The organism is Chryseobacterium sp. OV279 (assembly GCF_900128945.1).
In the GTDB taxonomy this organism is placed as follows: Bacteria; Bacteroidota; Bacteroidia; order Flavobacteriales; family Weeksellaceae; genus Chryseobacterium.
In genome coordinates, this window is the sequence record NZ_FQUD01000003.1 from 15,911 (window position 1) to 31,812 (window position 15,902).

General features: G+C 38.8%; 14 protein-coding genes. 7 read left to right on the plus strand and 7 right to left on the minus strand.

The annotated features are described in order from the left end of the window. Nucleotides 1-13 precede the first annotated feature (13 nt). Nucleotides 14-316 (minus strand): GNAT family N-acetyltransferase, encoded by a 303-nt coding sequence (locus tag BUA72_RS24220; protein WP_072923195.1) that lies wholly within the window; start codon nt 314-316, stop codon nt 14-16. Then, nucleotides 274-495 (minus strand): hypothetical protein, encoded by a 222-nt coding sequence (locus BUA72_RS24640; RefSeq protein WP_072923196.1) that lies wholly within the window; start codon nt 493-495, stop codon nt 274-276. The genes BUA72_RS24220 and BUA72_RS24640 overlap by 43 nt, the downstream gene beginning before the upstream one ends. A 326-nt stretch (nt 496-821) precedes the next feature. Between BUA72_RS24640 and BUA72_RS24130 the strand changes: the two genes are divergently transcribed. The 3 genes from BUA72_RS24130 (at nt 822) to BUA72_RS12470 (ending at nt 8,031) form a co-directional block, all read left to right on the plus strand. Beyond that, nucleotides 822-2,255 (plus strand): tetratricopeptide repeat protein, encoded by a 1,434-nt coding sequence (locus BUA72_RS24130; protein WP_083544203.1) that lies wholly within the window; start codon nt 822-824, stop codon nt 2,253-2,255. A 77-nt stretch (nt 2,256-2,332) separates the two neighbouring features. Then, complete coding sequence (locus tag BUA72_RS24135; protein ID WP_083544204.1) at nt 2,333-3,757, plus strand: tetratricopeptide repeat protein; 1,425 nt, start codon at nt 2,333-2,335, stop codon at nt 3,755-3,757. A 1,256-nt stretch (nt 3,758-5,013) separates the two neighbouring features. Then, nucleotides 5,014-8,031 (plus strand): reprolysin-like metallopeptidase, encoded by a 3,018-nt coding sequence (locus BUA72_RS12470; RefSeq protein ID WP_072923197.1) that lies wholly within the window; start codon nt 5,014-5,016, stop codon nt 8,029-8,031. 128 nt (nt 8,032-8,159) lie between these two features. Here BUA72_RS12470 and BUA72_RS12475 read toward each other — a convergent pair whose 3' ends face one another. Then, the gene (locus tag BUA72_RS12475) at nt 8,160-8,537 is read right to left on the minus strand and encodes a VOC family protein (protein ID WP_047454218.1); all 378 of its coding nucleotides are present in this window, start codon (nt 8,535-8,537) and stop codon (nt 8,160-8,162) included. A gap of 267 nt (nt 8,538-8,804) precedes the next feature. On the opposite strand from BUA72_RS12475, the gene BUA72_RS12480 reads away from it, so the two are divergent. The 3 genes from BUA72_RS12480 (at nt 8,805) to BUA72_RS12490 (ending at nt 11,570) form a co-directional block, all read left to right on the plus strand. After that, nucleotides 8,805-9,809, plus strand: coding sequence for an aldo/keto reductase (locus BUA72_RS12480; RefSeq protein ID WP_072924083.1), 1,005 nt, complete (start codon nt 8,805-8,807; stop codon nt 9,807-9,809). A gap of 17 nt (nt 9,810-9,826) precedes the next feature. Continuing rightward, nucleotides 9,827-10,729, plus strand: coding sequence for a helix-turn-helix domain-containing protein (locus BUA72_RS12485; RefSeq protein WP_072923198.1), 903 nt, complete (start codon nt 9,827-9,829; stop codon nt 10,727-10,729). Between the two features lie 76 nt (nt 10,730-10,805). Beyond that, nucleotides 10,806-11,570: a hypothetical protein gene (locus tag BUA72_RS12490; RefSeq protein WP_072923199.1), complete on the plus strand. Its 765-nt coding sequence runs from the start codon at nt 10,806-10,808 to the stop codon at nt 11,568-11,570. 423 nt (nt 11,571-11,993) lie between these two features. Here BUA72_RS12490 and BUA72_RS12495 read toward each other — a convergent pair whose 3' ends face one another. From BUA72_RS12495 to BUA72_RS12505, 3 genes are all read right to left on the minus strand, one after another. Then, on the minus strand, nt 11,994-12,497 hold the full coding sequence (locus BUA72_RS12495; RefSeq protein WP_072923200.1) for a DinB family protein: 504 nt from the start codon (nt 12,495-12,497) through the stop codon (nt 11,994-11,996). Nucleotides 12,498-12,575: 78 nt separating this feature from the next. Next, nucleotides 12,576-13,736, minus strand: coding sequence for an FAD-dependent oxidoreductase (locus BUA72_RS12500; protein ID WP_072923201.1), 1,161 nt, complete (start codon nt 13,734-13,736; stop codon nt 12,576-12,578). A 25-nt stretch (nt 13,737-13,761) separates the two neighbouring features. After that, a complete protein-coding gene (locus tag BUA72_RS12505; RefSeq protein WP_228407876.1) occupies nt 13,762-14,448 on the minus strand; it encodes a helix-turn-helix domain-containing protein in 687 nt (228 codons plus the stop codon). Between BUA72_RS12505 and BUA72_RS24470 the strand changes: the two genes are divergently transcribed. Continuing rightward, a complete protein-coding gene (locus BUA72_RS24470) occupies nt 14,440-14,673 on the plus strand; it encodes a hypothetical protein (protein WP_175548897.1) in 234 nt (77 codons plus the stop codon). The two genes, BUA72_RS12505 and BUA72_RS24470, sit on opposite strands and share 9 nt — an antisense overlap. 41 nt (nt 14,674-14,714) lie before the next feature. On the opposite strand, the gene BUA72_RS12510 is transcribed toward BUA72_RS24470, so the two are convergent. Then, a complete protein-coding gene (locus tag BUA72_RS12510) occupies nt 14,715-15,896 on the minus strand; it encodes a Ca2+-dependent phosphoinositide-specific phospholipase C (protein ID WP_072923203.1) in 1,182 nt (393 codons plus the stop codon). Between the last annotated feature and the right edge of the window lie 6 nt (nt 15,897-15,902).

Sequence of the window (15,902 nt, forward strand, 5' to 3'; positions counted from 1 at the left end):
CCATGGCAAGGTTTTAAACCTTGCCATGGATATTAACTGGTAGCGTTAGGTCTGTAACCTTAATTTTGTTAACCCGTTCAGTCTGCTTGTTTGCTGTGTGAAGATAAAGTTGTGTATTGCCGGAATTTTCTTTTCCCCCGGTGTCAATGACGTCTGTAAACCCGATTTTTCGGTACAGATTGTAGGCTTTTTCATTTTTATCGGTTACTTCTAAGGAAATAGTGATGCCGGGAAATCTTTCACAAGCTTCTCCAATGACAGCCTGAATCAGTCCTAAACCGATATTTTTCCCCTGAAAATTTTCATTAACGTACATCTGATAAATCTTCCCTGAGTCTGATTTTCTATATCGGATTCCATTCTGAACTTTTCAATTTGTTGAGCTTCCTGATAAACGGCTCCGAATGATTCCGGAAATTGTTCCAGACTTTCCAGCCGGATGGTTCTGTAATTTTTGCTTTCGTGAGGTAAAAGAACCCGGTAGGTAATATTCATATGAAATAAAAAGGTAATTACTATTTTTCTTATTATCTACTAAATTTGAGAAAATATTTTTAAAATAAAATCATTCTTTTTAATAAAAAACGAATTATTACCTTTTTTAATTAAGATATTTAATAAGAATGTTTCTAATTAATATTTCTGCTTTTTGTGTTTTATTCAATCTGAAATCTAAATTTGTGTATATTTATAACAAAAAAACAAATAATCCGTTAATATGTTTAATATTGATTGTTAAACTTAGAAAAAAACTCCAGGTTGCACAGAAAAGCAGAATACAGCAAAATAACTGATCAATTGTATATGAATACCATCGTACTATGAAAAAGTTAATCATCCGTTTTACACGGATCTTTATATTATTTATTATTATTTCGTGCAGCCAGACTTCTAACTCCAATCATGAAGAAGACTTTGATCTGCCTTTGATCACACAGAATAATGAAATGAATGCTTCAGGTGAATTTGAAGCACTTATTCAGCTGAATGGTGAGTATTTTAAGAAAGCAGGCAAAATGGGTTATGAAGAGGGAAAAGGACTCTGCTTTCTCAATGTGGCCAATGTCAATTCTACAGAAGGAGACTATGAACGAGCTCACACTCTTCTGGATAAAGCCGGAGAAAGTCTTAAAAAGTCAGAAAATAACTTTCACAAAGCTAAATTTTACGACAGCTACGCCCATTATTATTCCCATCTCAAGCAATATGATAAAGCGGTAATCTACAGTGATTCTGCACTTTATTCTTTGAAAAAGGCTCCGGATTCAAAACTTAAAAAGAGGTTGATGCCGCGAATTTATATCAATCGGGGAACCTATTTTGCCTGGAAAGGGCAGTTTGGAAATTCACTGAAAAATTTTCATAAAGGAAATGCTTTGGAGAAGTCCGCATACTCCAACTGTATGATGGCCCAGTATTATCTCTATACCAACAAATTAGATTCGGCTGGAATTTATGCTTTACGGGCCAAAGATATGATGAACATCAACAAAACACCTGATGTTGAGAGACTTTGGATCTATTATACAGTAGGGTATTACAATAATGAAATCAACCAGTACGACGAAGCTGAGAAAATGCTGAAAAATGCATTGGAACTCAGTATCAAAACCAGACTTACCTATTCTTTTCATATAAAAGACGTCTATAAAGCCCTTGCGGATCTCTATAAGAAGAAAAAAGACAGTGAAAAGGCTTATTTCTATCTCAATAAATACCTTGAAGAAGATGGCAGACTCGCCGAAGCCAGATTTGCAGCCATCAATACCACCACGGACAGTTTTATATCCGATGCTAAAAAAGAATCTGATAAACGTGAAAACGATTTATGGATCATCGGAATCGTGTCTCTTATTATTATTTCGGTATCGGGAATGTCTGTATGGAAAAATATACAGCATTTAAAACACAGGAAGAAAAGTCTGAAAACAGAGACCGATACACTGAAAAACCGCGTATATGAAAAGAAACTTCAGGAAGTGACGGATCTGGCCAAAAATAATGATTCTTCATTCCTGATGAAATTTAAAGAACTGCATCCTGAGTTTATCAGCCGATTGCTGACCATTAACCCTGATCTTGAAAATTCAGAACTGGCTTTCTGCGCCCTGTTGAAACTGCATTTTACCTCGAAGGAAATAGCGGATTACACTTTTGTTCAGCATAAATCTATTCAACAGAAAAAATACAGGCTTAGAAAGAAACTGAATATTGAAGGAGATCAGGATATTTATGAATTTTTAGATACTATTTAAAACCCTGTTTTATTTTGGAACCGGGAAAATGGTTTTATACCTTTATGGATTGAAATAACTTTATATAAAAACGTATCATGATACGCTGTCTTATTTTCGTACTATTTTTCATACTACTTTCGTGCAGTACGGATTCGCACCGTTATGAAAGGGATTTCGATACACCCTTACTAAAACAGAATGAACAGTTGCGTCTTTCCGGTGATTATGATGCTTTGGTAAAACTGAATAAAGATTATTATCAAAAAGCAGAAAAGACAGACTATGAAGAAGGAAAAGCATTGTGTTTTCTGAATCTCGGCAATGTAAATCTGCCCCTTGAAAACTACAAGAGAGCGGAGTTCTTCTTTAATAAAGCAGAAAAAATCCTTAAATATTCGAAAAGTAATATCCACAGAGCCAAATTCTACAATGACTTTAGCAATTTTCAGTTGCATCTCAAACGGCTGGACAAGTCTTTTGAGTATAATGCATTGGCAATGAGTTATATAAAAGACACGGAAGATTCCCCATTCCGTAATGATGTTCTCTTTAAAATCTACTACAAGCGCGGAGATTATTTTTACAGAAAGAAGATGTACGATCAGGCGTTGGAATATTTTCGCAAAGCAGGGAAATTAGACCATTCAGGAAGGGCAGAATGCGCTCTTGGAGACCTGTATCTGTATGGATTTAAAAATATGGATTCAGCGCGGTTTTATCTCTCCACAATAGCAGAAAAGTCCAACCGGGAGGGTAGGACAGATGGTGTAGCTCTAAATGCAAATACTGTTCTGGGTGAATATTATATGACCACCAAACAGTATGATAAAGCAGAAGTATCGCTGTTGAAGGCGTTGGAAATCAATAAGAAAACGAAATATGTCTTTGCCCAATATACCAAATATGTCTATACCGATCTTAAATCTCTGTATGAGAGCATGGGAGATAAAGAAAAGGCACTTATATATTTACAGGCCTATACGCAGGAAAGAGATAGATCTGATACCGCTTTGCTGGAAGCCATCAATCATGATATGGAAGGTTTTATCACTGAGACAGAAACCGACTCGGAACAGCATAGAAGTAAGGTATTGCTTTTGTGCATAGTGTCCGTATTTATTCTCTCTCTGGTATCCATGTACCTTTGGAAAACCATTAAACAGCTGAAAGAAAAAAGAAAAATGCTAAAGGGTGAGGCTGAACAGCTGAAAAATCAGATGCATGACAACAGCCAGGAAGAAGTTTTAGAATTGGCAAGGAAGAACGATCCTTTATTTCTGGACAGTTTCAGACAAGCTTATCCCGGTTTTATTGAAAAAGTACTGGCCGTAAATCCTGATCTTGAAAATTCAGATCTGATTTTCTGTGCCATGTTGAAACTTCATTTTACGTCCAAGGAAATCGCTAGCTACACTTCTGTACAGCCAAGATCTGTTCAGCAGAAAAAGTACAGGCTCAGAAAAAAACTGAACATCCCTACAGAAACAGATACCTATCAGTTTTTCGACAGTTTGGTGTGAGATAGGTTTCGGGTTTTCCGGCTCCAGATTCGGGTTGAGAGAGGATGATAGATTTAAGAGTCAAGAAACAAGATGGGAGACATCAGATTTCAGACTAAGATTGAGGCCAAGGTTTAAACTGAGATTAAGTACTCAAATCCGGAACACGAACTTCAGCAACCCGAAGCGCTATTTCAACCCGTACCTCGTAAACTTTATAACTTCCATCTTCTGCATCCCACATTTTTGGACAAAAAAAAACTGCCTGATCATATCAGACAGCCCTCGAAATATTTTTTTCCATCATAACTGAAAACCAATTTCATCACTTGTTGTTTGTAGTTTCAAATTTGCACTTTTTATTAAGAAAATAGAAAAAATATTATACTACATGGGTACTACATTGTGATTTTTTTTCATTAATTATCAAAATATGATTAATTTTTAATGTTTCGGTGAATTGAATTTTTATGGCTGTATCTCGCTGGTTTTTAGAAATCTAATGCCTTAAAAACACAGTTTTTGCAGCTTAAATCTTGCGATCTTAACAGACAATGATCAAAATTGACGTGCTCTTTTAATTGTATTCAATTATTGCTATATGTTTTTGTAGTAGTATATAAGTAGAGGGTCAATTTTTGGTTTTCAATTGCATATGTAGGAATTTTGAACAGGATGATTTTTCAATTGTTCTCATTAATAAAAATTAGGAATTGCTGCCCGACTCTGTCAGGTAGCTTTTTTATTTTATGGTCAAGATTTTAAACTTCAGATGCTAGACTTCAGGGATCAGATATGAAATCGGAAACTTAAAATTCGTCCCGGTGAATTTTAAGAATTCATAAAGTTTTGTGATGTGGGTTTCGTCGTTCGGGCCAATAGCTAGCCATGTTATTGTCAACCAGTAATCCTTTTACAAATTTTTTCACTCTAAAACTCAAAATCAGTTTAAGATATCCTTAATTTTTGTCTTACTTTTCGTAATTATTTTAAGTTTTTTCCGGTAAATTATAAAGATTATGTTAAATACTGTCAAATAGAGGTGATTTTTAATCATTTGGTAATAAGTGTTTTACGCTGCGGAAGTATCTGAGTAGTATGTGAATTTATAAAGGTTTCAATTCAATAATGATAGATTTATTTTTTTAATCGAAGTTTCATGATTTTCATTAACAATTAAAGATTGGTTATTCTGAAAGGATTGTTTTTTAATTAATAAAAAACAGCAGTTTATGTCACTTTGGTTAATAAACCAACTATTTATATTAATCCGTTTTATGAAAAAGAAAATTTTATTAGTTAGTGTTTTGGCTGCCGGATTTACAGCTGTTTATGGGCAAAGATGGGAGCCTGTAGGACAAAAAGGATCCGAAATAAGAAAAGATGTGGAAGTCAGACAGACCTATCGCGTAGATCTTAACTCCCTTAGAAACCTTCTTAAGGATGCTGTAGAAACAGGAAAGAATGCAAAGCCTGTGATTATATCTCTACCCACAGCAGAAGGTAAGATCGAAAAATTTGCGGTATACAGCAATCCGGTGATGGCCCAATCTCTGGTTGAAAAATATCAGCTGGGTTCCTATGTAGGAGCCGGTATAGATGATCCTTCCAAATACGTAAGATTCAGTACATCTCCTACAGATATGCAGTCTATGATCATCAAAGATGGCGTATTCCAGTTTATAGAACCTATTTCCTCAGATAAAAAAACGTATGGGGTTTTCTATAAAACAAAGAAGACCGCAGGAGAGCATGGTTTTGAATGCGGAATGAATGAAAAGGATATAAAAGATATAAAAACACTGGAGGCCAACGGAAAAAAAAATCTCTCTAACGTAGGGATCACCAGCAGACCTTCCAGTACAAAATACAGAACCTACAGACTGGCACTTTCGGTTACAGGAGAATACACCCAGTTTCATGGCGGAACTCCGGCCGGAGCACTGACTGCTATGAACAATACAATGAGCCGTGTGAACGGGATCTTTGAAAAAGATTTTGGAATTCACCTTATAGTTCAGGACTTACCGGGAATTATTTATACTAACGCTGCCACTGATCCTTATTCTGATTCAGGACCAGGCGTTGATGACGCTTTATGGAGTGGAGAATTAATGACTACGCTTACCACCAATGTAGGTAGCGGGTTGTTTGATATCGGTCACCTTTTTGGAGCTTCCGGCGGTGGCGGTATGGCAGGATGTATAGGATGTGTATGCAGCGATGATACAGCGCTTGACAGTGATGGAATTCCATCAAATTATAAAGGTGCAGGATTTACTTCTCCATCCGATGCGGTTCCTCAGGGAGATTCATTTGATATAGATTATGTAGCTCACGAAATGGGGCACCAGTTTGGAGGAAATCATACGTTTTCACACAACTCTGAAGATTCTGGGGCCAATGTTGAACCGGGAGGAGGAACCACTATTATGGCCTATGCGGGAATTACCAACGATAATGTTCAAATGGTGAGCAATCCTTATTTCCATTATAAAAGTATCGACCAGATCATGACCAATATGGAAGGGAAAGCAGGATGTGGTACATCAGTGGAAATTGACAATAATACTGCACCAGCTATTTCTCCGATTGCATCTTACACTATTCCTAAGGGAACAGCTTACTATCTGGAAGCTAATGCAGTAGATGCTGAGAATGATCCTGTAAAATATACCTGGGAGCAAAATGATAGTGTAGGTGGCGGAACTACGATTTCCGGAGACACCGGCTGGGGGTATAATTCCCAGGGAGCTTTGACCAGATCTTACACAGGAACAGCCAGTGGAAGAAGATATTTCCCTAAAATGGAAACCGTAATGAGCGGTTCATTGACCAACAAACAGGACTGGGAAACGGTTTCTTATATTCCACGAACGCTTAGATACGCTGTCACCGTAAGAGATGAAAACCCTCAACGGCCAATGCATTCCTCTTCAGATGTAACACTGACAGTAGGAAGTGAAGGACCATTTAAATTTAATGGAATTACAGCTGCTACCGTACTGTATAACAACTCATCCAATACCATCAATTGGGATGCTGCCAATACAAACAATGCGCCTTATAATGTGGCCAATGTAAAAATAGATTATACAGCGGATAACGGGATCACGTGGACAGATCTTGCAGCCTCAGTACCTAATACAGGAAGCTATGCAGTACAGATGCCTGCTAATCTTACCGGTGCCGTTAAACTAAGAATATCTGCACTTGGAAACGTGTTTTATGCCGTATCTCCTGCCGTTAATGTAGGAACAGCTCCTACATCAGCTGCTGCAGCCCCTACGGGAGTTTCTTCTATAGGCAAGGAAGTTTTCAAAACAACAGCCAGAATATCATGGAACAGCGTACCTGGAGCCAATACCTATTCTGTCAATTACAGAAAACAGGGTGAAACCAATTGGCAAAATACAACAAGCCCAACGAGTTCTGTGGTATTGAGCAATCTTGAAGATGAAAAGAATTATGAAGTACAGGTAGCAGCGGTTGTCAATAGCGTACCGGGTACTTTCTCTGCTAATTATGCTTTTAAAACTAAAGGTCTAACAACAGGAGTAGATTATTGTATCCTTAATTCAGGGGTATCAAATTATTCTGCTATAAGAAGAGTGCGGGTAGCCAATATCGATTACGATGATCCTACCTACAGAACGTATAAAGATCTTAGTGAGGACCTGACAAAAACGGTTAACCTGACTAAAGGCACTCAATATACTTTCAAGCCCACAATCCGTTCATCAACCGGGTATGGATCCAATAGACCTGTAAACATTTCTGTATGGATCGATTATAACAGAAACGGAACATTTGAAGATTCTGAAAGGGTAGGACAAACTGCCGGAAATTCTCCTGCAGGTGCCTCATCTATCAATTATGGAGATATTATTTTCACAGTACCTGCTACAGCGTATGCTGGAGATAAATTATTAAGAATGAGAGTGGTTGCTAAATATGGAACCGGAGCATTAGCCGGGATTTGTGGTGAAATTTCAAGTGGAGCAGGCGGTATTATGGATCTTCCTGTGAAGATCACAAGCGGACTGGCTGTCAGTGAAACCAAGACTACAAAATCAGAACTGTCCATTTATCCAAATCCTGCTGATACTTATGTAGAAGTGAAAAACATCAAAGGAAAAGCAGATTATAAGATTTACAGTGCAGACGGAAGACTGGCACTGGAAGGTAAACTGGAAGGACAGAAAATTAATGTGGCAGCATTGGTTAAAGGAGTGTACATCATTTCAATTACGAGCGAGACTGAAACTTACAGCACCAAGCTGATTAAGAAATAAAAAATGAAATGCTTCAGGTTGAAAGGCAGATTAATCACCTGTCCTGCCAATTGAGATAAGATTTCATGGTACCTTTTGTGAAGAAAGAGTCCGGTATTGCACCGGACTCTTTCTGTTTTTATATGTTTTTAGCCAATGGGTTCCCACAGCTGAATCTTGTTGCCCTCAAGATCAAGAATATGAAGGAATTTTCCATAATCATAAGTTTCAATACTGTCCAGGATTGTAACATTTTCTTTTTTCAACTCCTCTACCAAAGCTTCAAGGTTTTCCACTCTGTAGTTGATCATAAAATCTTTATCAGAAGGTTCGAAGTATTTTGTGTTTTCTGCAAAAGGAGCCCACTGAGTCAACCCTTTTTTGTTGGGGTCTTCACTTTCACGCCACTCAAAACTGGTTCCGTATGGACTTGTTTCAAGGCCAAGATGGGTTTTATACCATTCGTTCATTGCGCCCGGATCTTTTGATTTGAAAAGGATACCTCCGATTCCTGTTACTTTTTTCATGTCTATTTTTTTAACCGTTAGAATTAAGATAATGCGAAGCTGATTATTGCTTCCGTTTGTTTTCAAATATATGTAAAACTTTTCATCGGAATATTCTTTTCGTTTTAAATGATAAGCTTTTCAGGATGAAATAATGTAAATGATCATAAAATAAAAGGCTTAGGTTTAAGAAAAATACAATTCCGTGATTTACATACAACATTCGTGATTCTGCAAACATCCGCCTCCTGATTTATGCTGAATTTTGTGTTAATAAAAATCAACAATATGAAATTGAATCAGGTAAAATTAGGAAGCCAGGGTCTGATGATCCCCAATATCGGCCTTGGCTGCATGGGAATGACCGGTTTTGAAGGGGCCAATATGTATGGTGAAGCAGATGAAAGCGAAGCCATTGCCACCATCCACCGTTCCCTTGAATTAGGCGGAAACTTTCTGGATACCGCCGATCTTTACGGGCCTTTTAAAAATGAACAGCTTATCGCCAAAGCCATTGGAAATAACCGGGATCAGTACATTATCGCAACGAAATTCGGATGGGAAATAGATGATTCGGATAAAGTAACCTGGGCCATCAACGGAACCAAAGATTACGTGAAAAAAGCCGTGGAAAGATCGCTTAAAAATTTAAAAACAGATTATATCGATTTGTATTACATGCATCGCCTTGATAAAAATACCCCGATTGAAGAAACCGTTGGTGCTATGAGTGATCTTGTTAAGGAAGGAAAAGTGGGATATATCGGTTTGTCTGAAGTGTCTTCCGAAACCGTAAAAAGAGCACACGCCATTCATCCCGTTACTGCTGTACAGAGTGAATATTCTTTATTTGAAAGAACAGCAGAGGAAAAAGGAGTTTTAGCAACACTGAGAGAGCTGGGAATAGGTTTTGTAGCGTATTCACCATTGGGTCGTGGATTTTTGTCCGGTCAGATCCGTTCCATCGATGATCTTCCGGAGCATGATTTCCGAAGAGGAATTCCCCGTTTTCAGGAAGAATATTTTGATAAGAATATTGAACTTGTGAAAGCTGTAGAAAGCATGGCTGCAGAAAAGAATATCACTTCTTCACAGCTGGCTCTGGCCTGGATCATCAGTAAAGGCATCATCCCGATTCCCGGAACCAAGCGCAGAAAATACGTAGAACAGAATATTGAAGCAGCTGGAATTCAGTTAAGTGAAACTGATCTTTTAAAACTGGAAAGTATCGTACCTTTGGGAACAGATACAGGTGCTCCGTACGATGAGTTCAGCATGGGGCTTTTAGATTAAACCTTACATCATAAGCTATGAATACCATTCAGTCTGTTTCCGCTTTTCACCGCTTACTGTCGCTGCCGGAGCCCAAACATCCGCTGGTGAGTGTGATCAATTTATCCGAGAGTATATTTCTGGATGATGAAGTCTGGAAAGGTTTTGTCAACAGGTTTTATTGTGTTGCTCTGAAACGGGAATCAAAAGGAAAAGTGAGGTATGGCCAGCAGCATTATGACTACGATAAAGGAGTTCTGAGTTTTACTGCGCCCAATCAGGTGCAGTATCTCGACTTCCATAATATGGAGTGCGGTGCAGGATATCTGTTGATTTTCCATGAAGATTTTATATTGCGACACCCATTAGCCCAGACCATTTCCGGTTACGGATTCTTCTCTTATGCAGTGAATGAAGCTCTGCATTTATCTGAAGATGAAGAAACTAACCTGATTGAGGTTCTTCATAAAATTGATAAAGAATGCCAGCATATTGATCAGCATACCCAGGAAATTATTTTGTCACAAATTGATTTGTTGCTAAATTATTCCAATCGTTTCTACGAACGGCAGTTTATTACCCGAAAAAATGGCAACCAGCAGCTTCTGGCCAGATTTGAGAAGTTTCTGAATGATTATTTTGATCAGGAACAGTCTGCAGAAAAAGGACTTTTAACCGTACATCTCATTGCAGAAGCCATGAACTTTTCACCCAATTATCTGAGTGATCTTCTCCGGATTCAGACAGGCCAGAATACCCAGCAGCATATCCATGAAAAGCTCATCAGTAAAGCCAAAGAAAAGCTCTCTGCAACCGAATTGTCAGTGAGTGAAATCGCATATAGCTTAGGATTTGAGCACGCCCAGTCTTTCAGTACCTTATTTAAGAAGAAAACCAGAATGGCTCCTTTAGAATTCAGGGCAGGATTTCGTTTTAACTGATTGAAAAAAGTATTTTGAAGGAATTTACTGAAATGCTTACATTTGGGTTCTGCCTCTATGGCTAACCTGATCACGTATGAAAAAAAATATACCTGGCTTTTTCAAGTTCACCTTGCTTCCTTTATCACTTATCCTGATCTTCGGATGTGCAAAAGAGGAAAAAAAGCCTCAATCTACTGATAAAACCACATCAAATACAACAACAGTTACCAACTCTCAAAAGTCTGAACCCGTTGTTGAAACTAAAAAAGATCCCGCCGAATTTGTCCCGGAAGGCTATAAGATTTTTGATAAATCTTTTGGAGACTTAAATAAAGATGGGGCAGAAGACTGTATTCTCATTATCAAAAAAGTAGATCCGGCTAACATCATTACCGACGAATATCGCGGAAAACTCGACCGCAACCGCCGTGGAATTATTGTTCTTTTCAAAAAAGGACAAGGGTATGAGCTAGCTTCCAAAAATGAAACCTGTTTCTCCTCAGAAAACGAAGAAGGAGGCGTTTACTACGCACCCGAACTGGATGTTTACGCTGAAAAAGGAAAGCTGTACATTCACTACGCCCATGGCAGATATGGCTATTGGACCTATACTTTCAGATATGGAAGCTCAGATTTTGAACTGATCGGTTATGATGACAGCTCCAATACAGGTCCAAGAGTGAACAGTACAACCAGTATTAATTTTTTAACCGGAAAACAGCTTGATAAAAGCAACGTCAATGAAGGCGCGGAAGGCGGTGACGAAGTATTTGAAGACAGCTGGAAAAAACTAAAAACCACAAAACTGATGACCCTTTCGGAGATCAAGGATTTTGATGAGCTGGATTTTTATGATTAAAGCAGATATCAGACGCTAGATATCAGATTTCAGACACGAGACTTTTAGATTAAGGTTGAGATGGTGATGGAAGATGTCAATGGTGAATTTTGCTTCGCAAGTGAATAGTGAAAGATATACTCAAGAACCAAGATATCAGACATCAGATTTCAGACATCAGAACTTTAGATTAAAGTTGGGCTTCAAAACCTTTAAGCTTCAAAATATGTATTAGGCTACTTTTAACCTTGCTGAAATCTTTGATTTTGTTGCGCCTTACCTATTCACATCTGGAAAAACCTTGCGTCCTTGCGTGTATCCAAAATTCCATCTGCTTATCTAAGCATCTAAACAATGGTCGGATTAACTTATTTATTACGAACCAACAACCAACTGCATTATTTTAACGAGTAACTGACAACCAGCAACTGATAACCAGCGTAGCTACAACCTCACACTCATATCCTGCACCTCTTCAGCCGAAAAACCATAGATCTGCGGCGTTTTCACATCCAGAAGATTAAGATAAATATACAATTCGCCTCTGTGGTGGATCTCATGTTCTATCATGGCCCTCAGCCATTTCCAGATAGAAATTTCATTCCCAGGAGGTGTAAGGCATTTCCGGTTCAGGTCTTCATCAGAAAGTCCGCTGATGACTTCTATGGTTTGTCGATGCATTTCATTAAAGAAAGCAAGGATATTGTCATAGCCGTCTGCCAGCTCCTTTCCACAACCCTGGTAAGCACTTTTACTTCCTGAAATGGTTTCCCCATACATATACCTTTCGATGGCAGCAATATGCCGGATCTGATCGCCGATGGTAAATTTTCCCGGTTTATAGGAAAAATCAAGATGCTCCGGCGGAACAACTTCAATAAGCCGAAGCGTTCTGGCCCGTACTTTTTCATAATAATCAATAAATGACTGTACAGAAGTGATTTCCATGACTCGATCTTTTGATCCTGTAAATTATTGAAAATTCAGGGACGGGCAAAAACATTTCAGACTATTTTGTGTTAAAACTTAATGACTGGTGAAAAATTCCAGCATCGTAGCCAGTGCGGTTTCAGAATGCATCTTATCACCGTTTTCCAATGATTCTCTGGTGGCTTCAGCAGCTCTTTTTTGCATCTGATGCTCATAATGGGAAATAGCTTCCTGCAATGTGCTGAACTGATCGGATGTCAGACACTGACTGAGTTCTAAAGCATCCAACATCGCCATATTGGCACCTTCTCCTGCAAAAGGAGGCATCACATGGGCGGCATCACCAAGCAAAGTCAGATTAGGCTGAGTTTCCCATGTCTGATCCAGAGGCATCGAATAGATAGGCCGCGGAATAAAAGGCACCGAAGCATTTTCGAAAAGCTCGTACCAGATGCTGTTCCATTCGGGGTACTCGTTTTTAAACCATTCCAGGATCTGCTTTTGATCAGAAAAATCAAGCTCGCTTTCCTTTGCCCAATTTTCATCTGTTCTGAAACTGGCATAAAATCCAAGATCCCCGCTTCCTTTCTGACCCAGCAGAATGTTTTTATTATTTCCGAAAGCCATTATTTTACCGTCTTTGATCAGTTCTTTAACATGAGGAGCGGATTTTTCAGCATTGGGAACATTTCCTTCAAGCATTAAAATTCCGGAATAGATCGGTTTCAGGTCTGTAAGATAAGGGCGGATTTTTGAATTAGCGCCATCCGCTGCAATCACAATGTCTGCATAGGCCGGGGAACTGTTTTTAAAATGTAAAAGCCAGCCTCCGTTTTGCGCTTCCATCGAAAGAAAATGACGGTCCCATACCACGGTTTCCGGTTTTAAAGAATCCAGAAGCATATTTCTTAACGGTCCACGATCAATTTCAGGACGGAAATGTTGATTCCCGAAATCCTCATCAGGTTTTGTCTCATGGTCACTGTAAATTATTTCTGCATGCTCATTCACGATCAGTGTTTTGTCTGCGCCGGGACGGTAATTCTGTTTAAATTCTTCCAGCAGTTCTGCTCCGCGTAGAGCGTCCATTCCAGAGCCTTCATGCATATCGAGCGGAGAGCCCTGTACTCTTGCATTTTTATTGAGATCTCTTTCATATACTTTTACGTCAGCACCCTTAAGCTGTAAAAGTCTGGCCAGCGTCAACCCTCCGGGACCGCCGCCTACTATAGCGATTGATTTATTTTCTAGTAGCATTGTAATTTGTTTTACTAATGCAAAATTATTTCTGTTTCAATACAGATAATAGTATAAATCGGTCATTTTTGTTTTTGGATAATTCTTTTGGAGCCACGCCGGAAAATTTTTTGATTTCTTTGATGAAATGGGTTTGATCCGCAAAATTAAGTTCCGGAAACAGCTTACCCTCAGCAATATGTTCCAAAGATGCTCTGAAACGAAGAATGGTTGAATAAGCTTTTAAAGAAAGTCCAAACTGCTGATTGAAATAACGGTTGATCTGTCTGCTGCTCCAGTCTGTCTGTTCCGAAAGTTCCTTTACACTCATCTCTCCGTTTGATGAATAGATAAGGTCAAAAAGCTTACGTTTTCTTTCATCGACGGTTTCCGGGAGAAGCTCCGTTACAATTTGAACTATTTTTTTTGTGAATGTTTCGAGGTCTTTGAGATGATCTGCCGTGAAATTCCAAAAGTTATCCGGAAGAACTCTTGCCGTATTGAGCAGATCTGCAATGGAGGTTTTTAAAATATATTCAACAGCTATAGGTCTGAAGCTGATGACATAGGCTATAGTTCCCGGTGGAATTTCTCTTTGTTCCGGTGCCGTTTCCAGTCCGATAAGAAAGACATGGAAAGGATTATTAGGGCCGGAACGCATAAAAAACAGATCGACCCTTCCGTCAGGCATTACCACAACTTCTTTGGCTATATCTGTCGGATTATGAAACATACCGATGTTTTCTACAAAGTTGCTCAGAGATGGATCAGGCTTGATAAATTGGCAGTAGAATTCATTGTTCATAGAATGGCAGTCCGGTATTTCAAAAGAGAAAATTACGAAAAAACTGTCATTGAAAAGAATAATTCTGTACGAAGACTTATTTTAAGTGAAATTTATTATGCAAAAACAAGACTCTCTTCGTTAACCAATCCAAAAGAGCTGGCAGTGAAGTAAAAACAGCCTCAAAAATAATATCTGAGGCTGCTCCATAAGGTTTAGCGGCAATCCGCATTGACAGGATTAAGGATATAATCTTTGTCTTGTGGAGGTTTTACAAAATAGGAAGTTCCGTAAGCATTTCCGGGACGGAAAAAATCTGTAGAAACAACCTGCGCGCCACTGCTGAAGGCTGCTTTTGAGCGGGTAAGATCATTGGTCTTGGCTTCATAAGTTTCAATATCGGCCCTTGTCCGTACCATAAAACCCTGTTTCACCAAAGCTTGTATTTCCTGTTGCCTGACTATCGCATTATCTTTTAAAATAAAAGCGGCAAAACTGTCCTCCGGTTCACTTTCCATGAACATGACTCTTTTTTCCAGAGAGCCGTTGATCAGATAAGGACTGTTTTTGGTAGATTGGGTTCCTGCACTTCCCGGCAGCAGCATGAATATGAATTTTCCTCTGCTGTTTTCTGCTTTTGGCCAGTTATGATGTAAGACGGCCTGTTGAAGAGTAGAAAATTGGCCCTGTACTTCTTTGGGAGTAATGATTTTATCTTTTCCCAGATACTGTAGGATTTCCAGATCCAGATCATCATATGCTTTTTGAGTAAAAGGCAAAACCTGAGTAGAATTTGGAAAAATAGGAAACCCCGAATCTTTCGCTTCCACCATAATAAATAAGGTCGTATGTTGAGGATGCTGATCAGACCATTGCCGCAGTTCCTTGAGAGCATCTTTTAATGTAGGATAATGAGACCTGAAATCAATATCTGCCATGTGCAGAAGTTTAAAACCCGGTTGGTCAAGATCTTTGGTATTGTGAGATGCCAGATCTTTTACTCCTTGCTCTTTTAAAATACGGTAAGATGCAGGATGATCAAAGCGGCCGCCATCCGGATCATAATAAACATCCAGTTCAAGGCTGCGGAGATTGGCATTAAGCTGCTCTGTAAAACCGGGATGATTATAATTGAGAGCTTCTGTAAAATCCATTCCATTAGGATGATATTCCTGGAATTTAGCTTTTTGCTCAGCGGACATTCCGGAGTCATATTTTTGGATTAAATTTTTGAGAATTGGGGCTGCCAGATCCAGTACTTTTGGGTCTACCGGTTCGGCATAGGAATTATGGGTTCCCAAAACCTGTAGTTGGTTGATTTTAATGTTTTTACATTTTTCCTGGGCATGGAATATCGAGGCTGCAGCTACTGCAGCAGTGTACATATACTTTTTCATAAAGTG

Coding starts and splice junctions, on each gene's coding strand:
- BUA72_RS24130 (WP_083544203.1), top strand. CDS start 822: ATGAAAAAGTTAATCATCCGTTTTACACGGATCTTTATATTATTTATT.
- BUA72_RS12495 (WP_072923200.1), bottom strand. CDS start 12,497: ATGGAAATCACTTCTGTACAGTCATTTATTGATTATTATGAAAAAGTA.
- BUA72_RS12485 (WP_072923198.1), top strand. CDS start 9,827: ATGAATACCATTCAGTCTGTTTCCGCTTTTCACCGCTTACTGTCGCTG.
- BUA72_RS12470 (WP_072923197.1), top strand. CDS start 5,014: ATGAAAAAGAAAATTTTATTAGTTAGTGTTTTGGCTGCCGGATTTACA.
- BUA72_RS24135 (WP_083544204.1), top strand. CDS start 2,333: ATGATACGCTGTCTTATTTTCGTACTATTTTTCATACTACTTTCGTGC.
- BUA72_RS12480 (WP_072924083.1), top strand. CDS start 8,805: ATGAAATTGAATCAGGTAAAATTAGGAAGCCAGGGTCTGATGATCCCC.
- BUA72_RS12500 (WP_072923201.1), bottom strand. CDS start 13,736: ATGCTACTAGAAAATAAATCAATCGCTATAGTAGGCGGCGGTCCCGGA.
- BUA72_RS24470 (WP_175548897.1), top strand. CDS start 14,440: ATGAAACATACCGATGTTTTCTACAAAGTTGCTCAGAGATGGATCAGG.
- BUA72_RS12505 (WP_228407876.1), bottom strand. CDS start 14,448: ATGTTTCATAATCCGACAGATATAGCCAAAGAAGTTGTGGTAATGCCT.
- BUA72_RS24220 (WP_072923195.1), bottom strand. CDS start 316: ATGTACGTTAATGAAAATTTTCAGGGGAAAAATATCGGTTTAGGACTG.
- BUA72_RS12475 (WP_047454218.1), bottom strand. CDS start 8,537: ATGAAAAAAGTAACAGGAATCGGAGGTATCCTTTTCAAATCAAAAGAT.
- BUA72_RS12490 (WP_072923199.1), top strand. CDS start 10,806: ATGAAAAAAAATATACCTGGCTTTTTCAAGTTCACCTTGCTTCCTTTA.
- BUA72_RS24640 (WP_072923196.1), bottom strand. CDS start 495: ATGAATATTACCTACCGGGTTCTTTTACCTCACGAAAGCAAAAATTAC.
- BUA72_RS12510 (WP_072923203.1), bottom strand. CDS start 15,896: ATGAAAAAGTATATGTACACTGCTGCAGTAGCTGCAGCCTCGATATTC.